Here is a 17,230-nt window from a genome sequence, read left to right on the forward strand (position 1 = left end):
ATAGAAACTGGATGGAGTAATCCACTGTTTGTGAAGACATAATTTGAAACAAAACTGGAAATTCATTATTAAAATTCATGGGGTAAGGGGAAAGTGCAACTTTTTTAGCATCTAAATGGATTTACTATTACCATATATTCAACTAGATGTAAAATATAAAAATTCTTGTAAAGATAAATTTTTTGCTGGAATTTTGATGCGAAATCTCTGGGAAAGTAGTTTGTATATTGACTTATCACATGAGACAACTTGGCTGTTAAAAAAGTTGTAAATCTATATTACAAAAATGGATTTACAACTTTTACTTTATCAAAATACTGCCCAGAATTTAAATCTTCGCTCCATATTATGCTGCAATCAAGATTTATAGCACTGCAGACTATAAGAGAATCCCAAAATGAAATCATATAACGCTGACTTATTTGGATCGCATCAAGTATATCCTCCACATTCGGTATATCTAGTTTCCAAAGTCCAAGATCTGAGATAATTTGTGACGCTTGCGAAGGAGATAATGGTCTTTTTACCTCTTTTGTAATAGTTACGTAAAACTCTGATAGAACTTGAGTGCTCAGACAGCCATTTCTCCTATTCCACAAATCTTTTAATAATTTTTTAGCAATTTCATGTTTTCTGCCGGCAGATATATCGTGGGCATAGACCAAAATATTCGTATCAACAAATTGCAAACCAATATTATCTTCCATATAAATCCTCTCTATTCCATGTTGTTTTACCTTCTGTGCCTAAATCAATGTTATTTTCTAATATGTCAATATGGTGCAATCTTGCTTTTTCATACAAATCCTCTTTTCTAACTATTTCTTCTAATGTCTTAGTTAGAAGACCAGATACAGATGTTTGTTTATTTATAGCTATATGCTTTATCTTCTGCAACAAATCTTTAGGTAATGATAATGTAATGTTTTGTGTTTTATTCAATGATACCACCTCCACGTAATTTAGTATAGCACATATTTACGTGTATATCAATGCATTCATTTATCAATGGTTATTTAAAAATACTTAGATTTATGTCATTTCGCAATAGTTTTTAGCATTATACAGATACTATTGTATTTTATAAATTATTGAAGACAATTTTGCATTATGATACTATAATTTTAGATCTAAAAGAAAGAGTGAATATTGATGAATGGCGAACAATTAGAGACAAAAGAAAAGATACTTAATGCAACAATTGATATAGTAGGGATGAAAGGTGAGGCTACTATTAGGGAAATCACCGAAAAGGCAGGCGTCAATGTAGCATCAATAAACTATTACTTTGGAAATAAAAATAATTTGCTAAAAGAAGTGGAAAATTACTATGCCGAGAAACTTCTAAAGACTGGATATGATATTTTAAGGGATGACAATTTAAAATCTAAAGACAAACTTATTAAATGGGCCTTAAATTTAATAGAGTACATGTATAAATACCCTGCATTGATTGCCATCATAGTTAAATTAACTAATGACGACAAGAGCTATAATCCGGTAATGATAAAAAAGATATATTTTAATGATGAAATACGTGAAATAATAGAGGATATATTTAAGGATATAACAAAAATAGAAGATAATAGAATCTTGAATTTTAAATATCTACAACTTTTTTCAGGTATTTTAGGTACCGTTATAAACCATGTCGTTGTAAACATATATGGAGATAAAAAAAGTATTTTAAATTTGGGAGATCCGGAGGAACTGAAGCAGTACATAAGGCTTTTGGTAGACAGCATTTTAAAATAAATAAACATTTTGTGATTTTTCTTGTCTTTGAGCATAAGATAATTAAAAGATTATTATGTCGATTATGTTGACTCGTTAATTTTAATATGCTAAACTTAAAACAAATATTTTAAACAATTGTTTAATTACACTTTATAAATGGAGATAGATATAGATGGGAAGCTTTGTAGAAGTAAAGAATATTTCTAAAAGGTATAAGATGGGTGAAATCACTATTACTGCAGTTTCAGGGGTAAGCTTCAATATAGAAAAAAGCGAGTTTACCGTAATAGTAGGTGAAAGCGGTGCTGGAAAGACGACAATTTTAAATATGCTTGGTGGAATGGATACCTGTGATGAAGGCCAAATAATTGTGGAGGGAAATGAGATCAGCAAATACAACCAAAGACAACTGACAACATATCGCAGAAAAGATATAGGGTTTGTATTTCAGTTTTATAATCTTGTTCCAAACCTTACGGCTTTAGAAAATGTAGAACTAGCAACGGATATCTGTGATAATCCTATGGACCCTGTAGAGGTACTTAAAGATGTAGGACTTTCTGAAAGGCTTAACAATTTTCCTTCGCAATTGTCAGGTGGCGAACAGCAAAGGGTTGCTATCGCCAGAGCACTGGCAAAGAATCCTAAATTGTTATTATGTGATGAACCAACAGGGGCTCTAGATTATAAGACTGGAAGGGCAATTTTAAAGTTGCTGCACGAGACGTGCAGGAGATTAGGAATGACAGTCATAATAATAACGCACAACAAGGCTATAACTCCAATGGCAGATAAAGTTATAAGCCTTAAAAATGGTAGCGTTGAAAACATAGTTGTCAATGATTCTCCAGTCCCTATAGAAAGGATAGAATGGTAAATGGGAAAATCCTTATTAAAAGATATATTTAAAGAAATCGCCAATACAAAAAAGAGATTTTTATCATTGTTTTTCATTGTTTTAATGGGCGTTGGAGTTTTCGGTGGAATAAAAGCAGCAAGCCAAGACATGAAGCTTACCGCTTCAAAATACGCTGATGACTACAATCTTTTTGATGTGCAAGTTATCTCAACAATGGGGCTGACAAAAGGCGATGCAGAAAGCATAAGCAAGGTAAAGGGTGTTGCGGCTGTCAATCCTTTTTATACGGTTGATGCGGTTGTAGATAAAAATAATAAGGGCTTTGTCATCAAAGTCATAAGTATAGATCCTTCAAAAATAAAGAATGATAAAAATTATGTAAATAAACCTAAGCTTCTAGAAGGCAGATTTCCTGAAAACAATTCTGAATGTGTCGTAGAGACAAAATTTCTAAAAGATCTTGGCTTTTCTATAGGTGATACTGTAACTATAAATTTGGATTCTCAAAATCAAGACAATATAAAAAGCAAAAAATTTAAAATAGTCGGTGTAGTTGAAACGCCTTATTACATCTCAAGAGACAGAGGTTCCAGCAACGTTGGAAATGGGCAGATACAGGCTTTTATGATGGTACCTCAATCTGATTTTTCGATGGATGCATATACAGAGATAGATGTGCTGGTAAATGGCGCAAAAAATTTTTCTACTTTTTCTGATGAATATTATAATTTTATACGTCCGGTAAAAGATGACTTAGTCACATTGGGAAAAGTTCGGAGTGAGATAAGGTATGAAGAGATAAAAGGTAAAGCACAAAAAGAAATTGACGATGCAAAGAAAGAACTTGAAGATAAGGAGAGTAAGTACAACAAGGAATTGGCTGATGCTAAAGCAAAGCTGGATGAAACAAGTGTTATGCTTTCAAATTCAAAAATGCAATTAGATAAAAAACAAGCCAGTTTTAATGAGCAAATGGCTTTAAATCAGAAAAAAATTGATGATGGAAAAAGGCAGATCGCAGAGACACAGGCGAGTATATCACAGAATGAAATAGATTTAAATAATGCAGAAGCTGAGATACAGGCAAAAGAAAAAGAATTAAATTATGATGAAAACATAAAAAAATTAAATTCGACATACGATGAACTTAATAGCTCGCTAAATCAATTGAATTCTGAGATAAACAATAATCCATCTTTAAAAGATCAGCTAAAACCAAAGGTAGATGAATTAAACGCGCAAATCGCAAGTGTGTCTAAACAAATAGATACACTTAATGCAAACAAACAGGCATTAGACTTAAACTTGGCGCAGTTAAATGAGAAGAGGTCACAGCTTGAAAGTGCCAAAGCGCAATTAGCTGCGTCAAAGGATAATATAGCGAAACAGGAAGCCACACTTAATAAAGCTAAGATTGATGGTCAAAGGCAGCTTAATAGTGCGAGGGAACAATTAAATAATGCTTTAAAAGAATTAACTGATAATGAGAAGAAGTATCAGGAAAATAAAGTAGAGTTTGACAAGCAGATGAGTGATGCTAAAGAAAAAATAGCATCTTCTGAAGAGAAACTTAATGGTTTAAAAAAGCCTAGCTGGTATGTTTTAGATAGAAAATCAAACATAGGCTATGTAGAGTATGGAGATGAAGCAGATAGGATAAAGGCGCTGGGAAATGTTTTTCCGACCATATTCTTCCTTGTTGCAGCACTGGTAAGCTTAACATCGATGACTAGGATGGTAGAAGAGCAGCGTACACAGATGGGCATATTGAAAGCATTAGGATACGGCAAGTTTGCCATAATGTTGAAATTTGTAATATATTCATCAGTTGCAACAATCTTGGGTGGTCTTGCAGGACTTATCTTAGGCTTCAATATACTGCCGAGGATAATATTCAATGCGTATAGCATGATGTACACACTGCCTCCGGTCATAACAGAGTTTAATGTCTATTATACAATTTTGGGAATTGTTGCTGCATTGATATCTACTACAGCCGTAACTGTTTTGGTGTGTCTTAGCGACTTAAGAGAGACTCCTGCTTCATTGATGAGGCTGAAATCACCTATGGCAGGGAAGAGAGTTTTGCTGGAAAAAGTAAATTTTATTTGGTCACGACTTGATTTTATGCAAAAGGTAACTGCCAGAAACATATTCAGATATAAAAGAAGATTTTTAATGACTGTAATAGGTATAGGTGGATGTACTGCACTGCTTCTTACCGGATTTGGAATCAGAGACTCAATAAATATCATTGTGGATAAACAATTCAACGAAATCTTCAAATATCAAATGATAACGACTTTTAAAAGTGACGCTTCTAAGACAGATCTAAAAGAGCTTTCTGCAACTATAAATAATGACAAAAATATAAAGGAAAGCATCATGCTTAATCAATCCAGCGTGGACGTTACAAGAGGTAAAGTTAAAAAAAGCGCATTTCTAGTCGTCACTGGCGATAAGGAAAAATTTGAAGATTTTATAGTCCTGAGAAGCAGAACTACTGGTGATAAAATACCATTGACAGACGATGGAGTTGTTGTAACTGAAAAGCTTGCAAATATGCTTGGAGTGAGGAGTGGCGATTATATCTATTTAAACACTGGTGATGGCAGGGAAGCAAAAGCGAAAGTAATTGGCATAGCAGAAAATTATTTGCAGCATTACGTTTATATGAGTTCTTCTTTGTACGAAAAGCTATTTGATAAAAAAATAGCTTCAAATGAGATATTGTCGAAGATTGCTGACAGTTCAAGCACAAAAGAAGATGAGCTGTCTCAAAGAATATTGAAATCAAAAGCAGTAATGACCGTTAATTTTATATCATCTGTTAAAAAGACATTTCAAGACGTTGTAAATAACTTGCTGTCGGTTGTGTTGGTTCTGATTGTATCTGCAGGTACGCTTGCTTTTGTGGTCCTCTACAATCTGACAAATATCAATATAACAGAAAGGATAAGAGAGCTTGCCACAATGAAAGTTCTGGGATTTTATGATGAAGAAGTTTCTCTGTACGTCATGAGAGAGAATTTTATCTTGACAATCATCGGAATTTTATTAGGGTTTGTGATGGGTGTTTTTCTTCACAGGTATCTCATGTCCACCGTAGAAGTTGATATATTGATGTTTGGAAGAAATATAGAACCGATGAGCTTTTTGTATTCTGCACTTATCACAATGGGATTTTCTATTCTTGTAAGCATCGTAGTGCACTTCCAACTTAAGAAAGTCGATATGGTTCAGTCATTAAAAAGTCCAGAGATTGATTGATGAATAGTATTGTGCTATCATTTAATGAAGATTTCAATGATAGCACAATATTTTCTATTTCTGTTGATGAATTTTACACATTAATTTATAATTGTTAATAAGTTATTAAATTTCTATATATAAAGGAGTGTATCTATATGCCTATAATCAATTCAATTACAAAGGAAAAACTAAGTGACGATTTGAAAAATACTTTAAAGACAGATTTTGCATCTATGATGATGGATGTAGCCGGTAAAAGCGAAAATTGGCTTATGGTGAGATTTACAGAAGGCGATGATTTGTATTTTCATGGAGAGCCTTTAGATAAAGGTGCAATCGTAGAGATACAGTTAATAGGAAAGCTTACAAGAGAACAAAAGGAAAAGATTTCCGCCAGAATCTGCAATATTTTTGAAAGTAATTTAAAATATCCTAAGGACAATGTGTACATAGTCATTCAAGAATTTGCCGGTGAAAATTGGGGATACAATGGCAGTACATTTTAAAGGTGAAAAATTATGACTGATAAAATAAATTTTAATGTCATAAAGCCTATAGATGAGGCAAGATACCTTACTGCTGATAATGCATCAAGGTATCGCCTCATCATGCGGTATTTTTATCAAAATTATGAGAGGCTTAGATATTGGCTGACTAAAGAGGATGTGTATAATTATGTAAAAAGTTTTGATTTGTTTTACGACTATACATTGGATAAGTGTGAGCAGGATTTAAAGTCGCTGACTGAGTGGAAAAACTTGATTGCTGAGCAGGACACTGGAAGAGCTCAATCTGCAGAAGAATTTAAAAATAAAAAATTTAGATACATGCTTAGCGAGTATTCGATAGAAATAGAAAGGATGACAATTAATCTCGAGAAAATAAAGGGTTATGGTGGTTCTTTAGAGCCATCTTTATTCCAAAGATTGTATGAAAGCTTAAAGAAAATTGACGATATATCTAAAAGTGACGACTTAGAAGCTGTATATAGATGGTGGAAAGATTTTACTTCTGATTTTGAAAATATCTATCATAATGCCATAGACTACATTGCCAGCTTGCAAAGTTCAAATGCAGATGAACTTATGAAGACTGATGCTTTCTTGATATACAAAGACAAGCTTACTGAGTATTTAAGAGGATATATAAAGGATTTGCAGAGATTTTCTCAAGTTATCGTATCGCTTTTAAATAAGCTTGATAAAAAGTCATTAGAAGATATTGTAGAAAAATTGCTGCTTTATGAGCAGAACATACCGAGGCTGGATAAAGACTTTGATATAAACGACGTTAAAGAAAATATATTGAGCAAGTGGGACAACATAGTATTTTGGTTTAGAGGAAATGGCGATGAAGATAGTGAAGCGTACAGGCTTCTTGAAATATCAAATGAGATAATAAGAAAGATCACGATGTATGCGGCCAGAATTTCTGAAAACAGGTTAAAGACGGCCAGCAGGAAAAGTGAGTATATAAAGCTTTCAAAGATATTTGCAAATACTGATGATATAAACTATGCACATAAGCTTTCATCAGTTGTATTTGGAGTTTTTCACACGAGACATTTATATGGCGATTTTGAAAAAAAGACCGAAAGCATAAATGAAAGCGTGTGGGATGATATGCCATGTAAATTCTTAATAAGACCAAAGACGAGAAATTATACACAATCCACAAAGACAAATGCTATAATAGATAGGGTAGAAGAAAAAGAGATGTGCTTAAAACAGTACCTTGAAGAAAGACACAGTGAGATTGAAGAAATATCAAAGTATATAATTGACGGCAAGATTGTACTGAGAGAGTTGCCAGTAATTAAGCCTTTTATAAGGACAACCCTTTTAAATTGGATAAGCAAATCCTTAAATCAGCCTAAAAACATAGCAAAATCAGAAGATGGAAGGACATACAAAGTCAGCATTTCAAGGAACAAGACGATAGTTCTAAAATGTACAGATGGGATTCTTGAAATGCCTGATGTAACGATAGAGTTTTTAAATTGATACGGTGGTGTTTTTAGTTGGAAGAACTTAAAATCCTTTTAGAAAACTTTTGGGTTACAAAAGATGACACGGAAATGTTTAATAGAATACGTGACAATGAAAAGAAATTAAGATCATTTGTAGAGGATAAGTTAGGATATCGTCTTATCGTAAATCCATTTCTTATAAAGCTAGAAAAAATACCTGGTGATGCTGAGAAGTGGATGGGGATTGAAGAGTTTCAGAGCTCGATGGATTATGCGTTTTTATGTCTTCTCCTTGCGTTTTTAGAGGATATGGGCATAGGTGATCAATTTATACTTTCAAATATAACGGAGTATATTGAGATGCAGTACGAAGGCATGGAAAGTGTTGATTGGACCTTGTTTAAGCATAGAAAATCCCTTGTCAGGGTACTTAATTTTGCAGAAAAAATGAAAATGATAAAAGTTGATGATGGAGAGCATGAAAGATTTGCCGATAGTCGCGATGTAGAGGTTTTATATGAAAATACGGGGCTTTCAAGATACTTTATGAGAATTATGAGCAGTGAAATAAATGAAGAGATGACGTTGGAAGATTTTATAAAAGACGACAGGTATGAGGACAACAAAGTCCTTGAGAGAAGGCATAGAGTTTACAGAAAATTGCTTCTATCTCCAGCCGTATATTATGAGGGAACTGACGATCAAGATTTTATCTACATAAAAAACTACAGAAATACAATAGAAAAAGATTTTGACGATTATCTCGATGCACAACTGCACATCCATAAAACATCTGCATACATAATTTTTGATGAGAATAAATATGCATCATCTTATTTCCCGGACAATAAAAATATATCTGACATAGTTCTTCAAATAGCTTATGTTTTAAGAGATATGATGGATTCCGGCAGTTTAAATGTAGGTATAGATGACCATATTGAAATTACAGAAGGGCAATTTATGAACATCGTATCTTATGTAAAGAGTAGGTTTAAAAGTGGATGGAGCAAGATTTACACTGATATGAGTGATGAAAAATTATTTGATGAGATTATAGAGTTTATGAAAAGCTGGAAAATGGCAATATACAATGAGGATACCCACTCATATACTTTGATGCCGATCTTAGGAAAGTTTATTGGTGAATATCGAAATGATTTTAAAGGAGCAATTCAAAATGAATGATAGATGGGTAATTAATAGAGCTGGTCTTCTTAACTTTTGGTATTATGATGATGAAGTATTCGAATTTTCTGGAGGGAGGCTTCTTCTAAGAGGTTCCAATGGTTCAGGAAAATCTGTAACTATGCAGAGCTTCATACCTCTTCTTTTAGATGGCAATAAAAGCCCTGAAAGACTGGATTCATTTGGCTCAAGGGCCAGAAGGCTTGAGGATTATCTTTTAGGTGAAGAAGATGTAAATGGAATTGACGAGAGAACTGGCTATCTTTATATGGAATTTAAAAGGGAAAATAAAGATAATTATATCTCTATAGGCATAGGTCTTAAGGCGAAAAGACATCAAAGCATGGATTTTTGGGGATTTGTCATTAAAGATGGACGGCGAATAGGCATTGACATATTGCTTTATAAATTAGAGACAGGTATTGATGGGAAAAGAGTCAAAATACCTTTATCCAAAAAAGAGCTTAAAAATTACATTGGAAGTGGCGGAGAAGTAGTTGATACGCAAAGAGAATATATGGAATTAGTAAACAAGAATATATTTGGTTTTTCAAACATTGATGACTATGATGAACTTATAAAGCTTTTAATACAGCTTAGGAGTCCAAAACTTTCCAATGATTTAAGACCAAGTCGTATTTACGACATATTGAATGCCTCTCTATCACCTTTGACAGATGACGATTTAAGGTCGATGTCTGAGACGATAGAAAATATGGATCAGATAAAGCTGCATTTAGATTCATTAAATAAAAATATGAAATCTTTAAAGAAGCTTAAAAATGAATATGATAGGTACAATAAGTTTATGCTTTATTATAAGGCAGACAAACTTTTGGTGCAGAAAAGTGAGCTGTCTAAGGTACAAAAACAAAGTGATGAATTGCTGCAAAGCATTGAAAAAAATAATCAAGATGTTTTCCAGGGTGAAGATAGAATATTAGAACTTGAAAGTGAACTTCAGGCTTTGAAAAATAAAGAAATTCAACTGAGAAAAAATGATGCCTTTAATACACAAAGAGAACTTGTTGAAGAAGAAAATATTTTAAAACAATTTAGAAAAGATAGGGATTTAAAAGAAATTCAGCTTAAAAAGAAAAAAGAGAGATGTTTCCAAATAGAGGAAGAGCTAAAGGAGCTTTACAGTAGAGAATATAGCATTGATGAAAAAATAAAAGAAAATCTTTTGGATATGGCTTCTATATCTGAAGAAGTCAATTTTGATGAGCATAGCTTCTCAGAAGAAGAATTAAAAAAGTCTTATGGTAAGGATTTTGACTTTGATTTTTGGAGCAATTCACTAAAAGAGTATACAGGAAAAGTGAAAATGGCATTAGATGCCATTAATGACGAGGTAGACGCAAACAAAAAATACAATGACGCGTTGTTAGAAGAAGATAGGTTGAGAAAGGCAAACGAGGACTGGAAACGAAAAGTCAATGAAATTGAGATTTTGCTTGATGAAGAAAAAAACAGGTTTATTGATAAAATTTACGATTGGTCAGATACGAATAGATTTTTGAAGCTTAATAGAGAAAAAATCGAAGAACTTTCCAGAATAGTTCTATCATACGGGAAAACAAGTACTTATGAAGATCTTATATCATTTGTAAGGAAGCCCTACGAGGATATCAGAGAAAAGTTTCAGATGGACTTGATTAAAGTTAAAAATGAATTGGACTTAAGAAATTCTAAGCTGGATGAAAAAGAAGAGGAATTAAGAAAGTGGAGAGAGACATATGATCCAGAACCACCTCGCAATGTGGAAGTTATAGAAAACAGAAATAGATTGGATAAAGCAGGAATTGCATATGTGCCACTTTATAAAGCAATTGACTTTAAAAATGATATAGATGATGATACAAAGGGAAATATTGAATCAGCTCTTATGGACATGGGAATCTTGGATGCACTTATTGTGTCAAGAAGCGATATTGATAGAGCAATGAAAATGGATAAGGACATGGCAGATAAGTATATCATTCCAGGGACTTTTAACATGAAACTTAATGTACTGCAGTATTTTGATGTTGTCGATTCAAATAGCGGTGTCGGCTTAGATGAAATTTCAGATGCTTTAAGCAATGTATTTATTTATGAGGAAGAGAATGCAACATATGTGAATGATGATGGCACGTATGGAATAGGGGTTTTAAAAGGGAAAGCTGTAGGAAATGTAAAGTCAAGGTATATAGGTTTTGAGTCGAGACGGCGCTTTAGAGATGAAATGATATCATCAATATCTAAAGAAATAGACGCCATAAAAGGTGAAATAAGAGAACTAAATGATAGACAACTGTCAATAAAATCTCAGCTAAGTGATTTAGACGTAGAATATAAAAATTTTCCAGGGAAAGATGATTTGGAAGAAGCGCTAAAGGAATTGAAAGAAGCGCAATCGAATCAAAAATTCACGGAGATTAAATTGAATGATGCGACAATTGCTGCTAAGAAGCTTTTTGATGTACTTCAAGAAAAAAAAGCAATTGTTAGGAAGTTGACGTCTGGAATTGGCATTCATGCAGATGCCAAATCTTACGAAAGTGCTTTAGAACAGTTAGATGAGTACAAGAATCTCCTACAGAAATTACAGATAAATTACAATAGCTATATTACTGTCTTAAGAAGTGCAGAGACTAGAAAAATGCAGAAACAAGATATCGAGTATGACATTGATAATTACAAGTTTGAGATTGATGTATTAGATGCGAAGATAAAAAACAGCATAGAAAAGATCAATGTATTAAAAGAAACCATTGAAAAACTTGGCATAGAAGATCTTCAAAAAGAGCTTTTACAGTGTATAAAAAGGATTGACGACATACCAAAAGAAATAAATGATTTAACTGCTAAAACTGCTGCACTTAAAGAGAGAGTAGTCCTGCAAGAAAAAGAATATGAAAGGTTAAAAGAAGAAATAAGAAAAAATCAGGATATTTTAAACATATACCATAAAGGGTTAAAAGATGAGATAATATTTGGATTCGTTGATGAGCTTACAGATATAGATGATATGTATAAAGCAGCGAAGACTATTCAATCACAGTACAAAGAGATGTTTGCAAAGTTTGATAAAGACAGTGCCACAGAAAAAATAAGAAATGCATTTTATGTCTGTATAAATGAGCTTGTAGAATATGGGCTTTCATTAGATGTGGTAGAAATTGAACAAACTGATACAGATATTGATACTTATCAAGAAATATATAAAGATTTAAGAAGATATCAGATAACAGCGAAAGTAAATGACAAAAAGATATCCCTTTATGGGCTTTATAATATGATCGATGAAGATATAAAAATAAACGAAAACCTTATGAAAGAAAAGGATAGGCAGCTTTTTGAGGATATAATCATGCACAATGTAGGGCGTAAAATAAGAAGCAGAATCTTTAAAGCAGAAGAATGGGTTAAAAAGATGAATGAGTTAATGTCTCAGCGTGATACGTCAAGCGGTCTTAAGTTTCAATTGGAATGGAAGCCAAAGGCTGCTACAAATGAGCAAGAGCTAAATACAAGAGAGCTTGTAGAGCTTTTAAAGCTTGATGCAGACATGATGAAAGAAGAAGATTTTAATTTAGTAGTAAATCACTTTAGATCAAAGGTTGAAAGTGCAAAGAAAATATATGAGGAAAACAGCAATACTGATACATTCCACCAGATAATGAAGAGCATTCTCGACTATAGAGATTGGTTTGAGTTTAAGTTGTATTTCAAAAAAGAAGGAGAAAATCGCAAAGAACTTACAAACAATGCCTTTTACAAGTTTAGCGGTGGAGAGAAAGCTATGGCCATGTATATACCTCTTTTCTCAGCAGTGTACTCTATGTATCAATCGGCGTCATCACAAGCTCCAAAGATTATATCGCTTGATGAAGCTTTTGCAGGAGTGGATGACAACAACATAAGAGATATGTTTAAACTTATAGAAGACTTGGGATTGAATTTCATCATGAACTCACAAGTACTGTGGGGCGATTATGATACAGTGCCAGAGCTATCTATATACGAGCTTATAAGGCCTAAAAATGCAAGTTATGTGTCGTTGGTAAGATATAAATGGGATGGAAAGATTAGGCGTTTAGTTACTGGAATTGAAAAAAGTGTTGAAGAGATCGATGATTTTTCGTACGATGAGGTTGCATTTACAAGGAGTAGGTGAGTAGATGAAAGCCGATGATATAGCATTTTTTAGAAGAAATAAAGGGTATGAAAGGATATTTAAAGCTATTAGGGATAAATATAAGAGCATAGGAAGGATAGGCGGTGTAATCAAACTTGATGATTTAACGGATTCTGAGAAAGTAGTATTATCTAACCATTTTAAAAAAGACTTTAGCAAGCGAAAATCAGTAAATATCGATGTCAATAAATTTGCAGAGACATTTTTGAATACGAGATTTGAAGAGTACAGTTTGATGGATATATTAGAATCGTATTTTGATGAAAAGCTGACCAGCAAAAAAGAAGACATGTATCAGTATGAAAATGAAAAAGAAAAGTTCTTTAACAAGTTTTTATCTGAGTATGAAGGGACAAAGTGCTGGCAGTGGTTGAAATCTATTTATGAAAATAAAGCTATTGGTGTAAAAACGATAAATCAGAGATATGATAGTGATCGCACTTTGCTCAAAAAAGATATAAAATACGTTTGTGATGCATTAAATAGACTTCCGGTTTACGAAGGAAAGAAGGTAAGGCTTCCAGTCTTTTCATCCCATATAACTAGAGACCCACATGGTTTCGATGTAAACACTGACTGTGGTAAAATGCTTATAAATGCATTGGCTACGATTTTTGGGTTCGATGAGGTGAAAAATTCTGAGGAGGTTGCCGAGCTTTTATATAAAGCTGGCATAGTGATTGATGAGATATCGAATTTTGTGACGCTTAAAGGGCTTTTGGCATATAGCAAAGACGAGTGTAATAAGGTGTTTGAAGCTGCTTATGAATGCAATGAAGTTTTGCAAATACCGCTTTACAATTTGAGCGTGCTGGATAAGGTCGAGAGCCCATCCAAAAAAGTATTTGTATTGGAAAATCCAGGTGTTTTTTTATCCGTATGTGATTTTATTAGGAAGCCTGTTCCACTTGTCTGTGCATATGGCCAGCCCAGATTATCTCTGCTTGTCCTTTTAGATATGCTATATAAAAATGGTACAGATATATATTATTCAGGTGATTTTGACCCCGAAGGATTACAGATAGCACATAGACTTTTCAAGAGATATCCTGACAGATTTCATTTTTGGAGATATGATGTTGAAGATTACATAAAAGCTTTATCAGATAAGACATTGACTGAATCAAGGCTTAAAATGATAGATAAAATCGATACGGCTCAATTAAAGCCTTTAGCAGACAAAATGAGATTATTGAAAAAAGCTGGATATCAAGAGCTTATTCTTGATGATATCATTAAAGATTTATTGTCAATGAGTTAATTAAAAAAATGAGCATAACAAATTAGTTTTTGAATTGTTATGCTCATTACTTGTTTTAATTTATTAATTTTTTTATCTCTTCCTTTGCTAATTCTGTAATTTTTGCTATTTTATCAATATCCATACCTTCTTCTAATAATTTTTTAGCAATTTTTATGCTTTTTTCTTTTTCGCCTTTTTCAATACCCTTTTCAATACCCTTTTCAATACCTTTTTCAATACCCTTTTCGATTATCATCTTATATGTTTCGGATTCTTCAATTCTAAACATTCTTACCACCTCCGAAAAAACTTTCTCAATAACTTCTCTTTTAAAAACTATACCTGACAATATCTCAGCCTTAAATGTTATGTCTTTCTTTTTATTTATGTCCAAAGGAATATCTTTTATAGCCTCAACACATCTTTCTAAATATTTTTCTCCTTCTTTTTCCCTTCTATCCATTTCTCTTAATACTTATAATTATTATACCACACGGTTTTACAAAAAAATATGGCTAAGATAGTATTGTTTATAATATTATTGAAACAGCGTTAATCATAGACTTTTTGATTATAATGAACAAAATTGATAAATAATTCAAGTTGAATTTGACAGAATTTTATTGATGCAGCTTGTGAATGTAATACTTTAGTATATAATATATTATGAACGCTAATTTTAAAGGAGGGAGTTTTTATGGCTCTAAATCAAAATATGTTTAGGATGTACGATATACGCGGTGTATGGAATGATGATCTTACCGAAGAAACAGCAGAGCTTATTGGTAAAGCCTTCGGTACATATATTCAAAATGAAAAAGGCGTAAAAGATGTAATTGTAGGCAGAGACAACAGGATATCTTCAAAACCCATAAGAAATGCTGTGGTAAAGGGACTTACTTCTACTGGATGTAATGTGCTGGATATCGGTGTTCTGTCTACGCCTGCTTTTTACTATTCACGCATACTATATAATTACGACGCAGGACTTATGATAACAGCAAGCCATAATCCACCGCAGTTTAACGGATTTAAAGTTGCATTTGGACCATCTACTATATATGGTGATGAGCTTAAAAAGCTATATCATATTGCAGAGAAAGGTGATTTCAAGACAGGGACAGGTTCTTTGAAATACGCATACCCTATACAAAGCTACATAAAGATGATTCAGGATAAGGTGAGACTTGGCAATAAAAAGCTTAAAGTTGTTGTAGACTGTGGAAACGGTACATGCTCAAACATATATCCTGATATTATATACGGGCTTGGGTGCGAAGTATACCCACTGTACTGTGAATCAGATCCAACATTTCCAAACCATTTTCCTGATCCAGTGAATGCAGACAATTTGAAAGACTTGATAAGTGAGGTTAAAAGACTTAGCGCAGACGTTGGCATAGCTTTTGACGGTGATGGAGATAGGATTGGCGTCGTTGATGAGAAGGGCAACATAATCTGGGGCGATATGCTGATGGTGCTTTACTGGAGGGAAATAATGAAAAAGCATCCAGGTGCAGATGCCATAGTCGAAGTAAAATGTTCAAAGGCACTGCCTGAAGAGATAAAGAAACTTGGTGGAAATCCGATCTTCTATAAGACTGGTCACAGCCTTATAAAGGCAAAGATGAAAGAAATCAATGCTGTCTTTACAGGCGAGATGTCAGGCCACATGTTCTTTGCAGATGAGTATTATGGCTATGATGATGCGGCGTATGCTGCAGCAAGACTCCTTAGAATACTTTCTAATACGAATAAGACATTGTCAGAGCTTTTGTCAGATGTGCCGAAATATCCTTCGACTCCGGAATTGAGATTGCACTGCGATGATGAAAAGAAATTTGATGTTGTAAAAGGTGTGACAGAACATTTTAGAGAAAAAGGATATGAATTGATCGATATCGATGGTGCAAGAGTCATGTTTGACGGCGGATGGGGGCTTGTTAGAGCATCTAATACAGGACCTGAATTGATTGTAAGGTGTGAAGCTAATACTGAAAAAAGGCTTGAAGAGATAAAAGATGAGCTTGCAGAGGTATTAAAAAAATACGGTGTTGAGCTTAAATAGGAATGTACGAAGGGACTGTGGGAAATATCACGTCCCTTTTGTTTTGGAAAAATTTTATGATTTTTTTGTTGTAAACGGTCACTAAAGAAGGATTTTTAATGTGTCATGTCGAATACATCATAAAAACAAATCAAAAGGAGGCAGCATATGTGGAAGATGATGAAAAATGGTATGTCATATATACTAGGACTGGAGATGAACTGAAAGTAAAAAGGTTGATTGAATTGCTATTTTGTAACTTGAAAAGAAAATCTATTAGAGTGTTGATACCTAAAAGGGCAATAATTGAAAGAAAAGGCAAGAATCGTGTGGAAAAGATAAAGTCTTTATTTCCGGGTTACGTATTTATAAAGACGTGCATGAGCTATGAACTTTACAATGATATTAAAAGATTACCTCGCTTTTTAAAATTTTTAAAAGATGAGGCAGAGCCTGCTGAGGTTAGAGAAGAAGAAATAAAGATTATACTTTCGCTTGTAGGCGACTCTGACATTGTTGGATTCTCAACAGGAATCAAGATAGGTGGTAAAGTTAAGATAATCGATGGACCGCTTAAAGGGTTTGAAGGTCTTATCGAAAAAATTGATAAACGAAAAGGAAGGGTAAAAGTTAGGCTAAATGTATCTGGAAATGCTAATCTTGTTGACTTAGGAATACATATTGTAGAGGAACTAGACAATGGTGAATTTAATAAGTTGTCTGAAGTGTCGTAGAATCGTAATTAGTTTATA

12 protein-coding genes and 1 pseudogene are annotated in these 17,230 nt (G+C 33.3%); 10 read left to right on the forward strand and 3 right to left on the reverse strand.

All coding sequences use genetic code 11. From position 1 onward, the window contains the following. Positions 1-278: 278 nt before the first annotated feature. Both HNR52_RS05380 and HNR52_RS05385 read right to left on the reverse strand, forming a co-directional pair. A complete protein-coding gene (locus tag HNR52_RS05380; RefSeq protein WP_435619914.1) occupies positions 279-707 on the reverse strand; it encodes a PIN domain-containing protein in 429 nt (142 codons plus the stop codon). Continuing rightward, positions 697-942, reverse strand: coding sequence for a CopG family transcriptional regulator (locus HNR52_RS05385; RefSeq protein WP_435619960.1), 246 nt, complete (start codon positions 940-942; stop codon positions 697-699). The genes HNR52_RS05380 and HNR52_RS05385 overlap by 11 nt, the downstream gene beginning before the upstream one ends. Before the next feature lie 210 nt (positions 943-1,152). On the opposite strand from HNR52_RS05385, the gene HNR52_RS05390 reads away from it, so the two are divergent. From HNR52_RS05390 to HNR52_RS05425, 8 genes are all read left to right on the forward strand, one after another. Next, complete coding sequence (locus HNR52_RS05390; RefSeq protein ID WP_435619915.1) at positions 1,153-1,755, forward strand: TetR/AcrR family transcriptional regulator; 603 nt, start codon at positions 1,153-1,155, stop codon at positions 1,753-1,755. Between the two features lie 154 nt (positions 1,756-1,909). Further along, positions 1,910-2,614, forward strand: a complete 705-nt coding sequence (locus HNR52_RS05395) for an ABC transporter ATP-binding protein (RefSeq protein WP_435619916.1) — start codon at positions 1,910-1,912, stop codon at positions 2,612-2,614. Beyond that, positions 2,615-5,866 carry an FtsX-like permease family protein gene (locus HNR52_RS05400; RefSeq protein ID WP_435619917.1) on the forward strand — a complete coding sequence of 1,084 codons (3,252 nt, stop codon included), beginning with the start codon at positions 2,615-2,617 and terminating at the stop codon, positions 5,864-5,866. A 137-nt stretch (positions 5,867-6,003) separates the two neighbouring features. After that, on the forward strand, positions 6,004-6,354 hold the full coding sequence (locus HNR52_RS05405) for a phenylpyruvate tautomerase MIF-related protein (protein WP_013788480.1): 351 nt from the start codon (positions 6,004-6,006) through the stop codon (positions 6,352-6,354). Positions 6,355-6,366: 12 nt separating this feature from the next. Further along, positions 6,367-7,851: a TIGR02677 family protein gene (locus HNR52_RS05410; protein ID WP_435619918.1), complete on the forward strand. Its 1,485-nt coding sequence runs from the start codon at positions 6,367-6,369 to the stop codon at positions 7,849-7,851. A 17-nt stretch (positions 7,852-7,868) separates the two neighbouring features. Beyond that, a complete protein-coding gene (locus HNR52_RS05415) occupies positions 7,869-9,005 on the forward strand; it encodes a TIGR02678 family protein (protein ID WP_435619919.1) in 1,137 nt (378 codons plus the stop codon). Further along, on the forward strand, positions 8,998-13,167 hold the full coding sequence (locus HNR52_RS05420; RefSeq protein ID WP_435619920.1) for a TIGR02680 family protein: 4,170 nt from the start codon (positions 8,998-9,000) through the stop codon (positions 13,165-13,167). Before HNR52_RS05415 ends, HNR52_RS05420 begins: the two co-directional genes overlap by 8 nt. A gap of 4 nt (positions 13,168-13,171) precedes the next feature. Beyond that, positions 13,172-14,449 (forward strand): TIGR02679 family protein, encoded by a 1,278-nt coding sequence (locus HNR52_RS05425; RefSeq protein ID WP_435619921.1) that lies wholly within the window; start codon positions 13,172-13,174, stop codon positions 14,447-14,449. A gap of 55 nt (positions 14,450-14,504) precedes the next feature. On the opposite strand, the pseudogene HNR52_RS05430 reads toward HNR52_RS05425, so the two are convergent. Continuing rightward, a pseudogene (locus tag HNR52_RS05430) lies at positions 14,505-14,903 on the reverse strand (Rpn/YhgA-type helix-turn-helix domain-containing protein); the annotation flags it as partial. 225 nt (positions 14,904-15,128) lie between these two features. Here HNR52_RS05430 and HNR52_RS05435 point away from each other — a divergent pair. Together HNR52_RS05435 and loaP are read left to right on the forward strand one after the other, a co-directional pair. Then, positions 15,129-16,499 (forward strand): phosphomannomutase/phosphoglucomutase, encoded by a 1,371-nt coding sequence (locus HNR52_RS05435; RefSeq protein WP_435619922.1) that lies wholly within the window; start codon positions 15,129-15,131, stop codon positions 16,497-16,499. A gap of 98 nt (positions 16,500-16,597) precedes the next feature. Further along, positions 16,598-17,212 (forward strand): antiterminator LoaP, encoded by a 615-nt coding sequence (gene loaP, locus HNR52_RS05440; protein WP_435619923.1) that lies wholly within the window; start codon positions 16,598-16,600, stop codon positions 17,210-17,212. Positions 17,213-17,230 lie beyond the last annotated feature (18 nt).

Source organism: Thermoanaerobacterium thermosulfurigenes (genome assembly GCF_051201035.1).
Taxonomy (GTDB): domain Bacteria; phylum Bacillota; class Thermoanaerobacteria; order Thermoanaerobacterales; family Thermoanaerobacteraceae; genus Thermoanaerobacterium; species Thermoanaerobacterium thermosulfurigenes.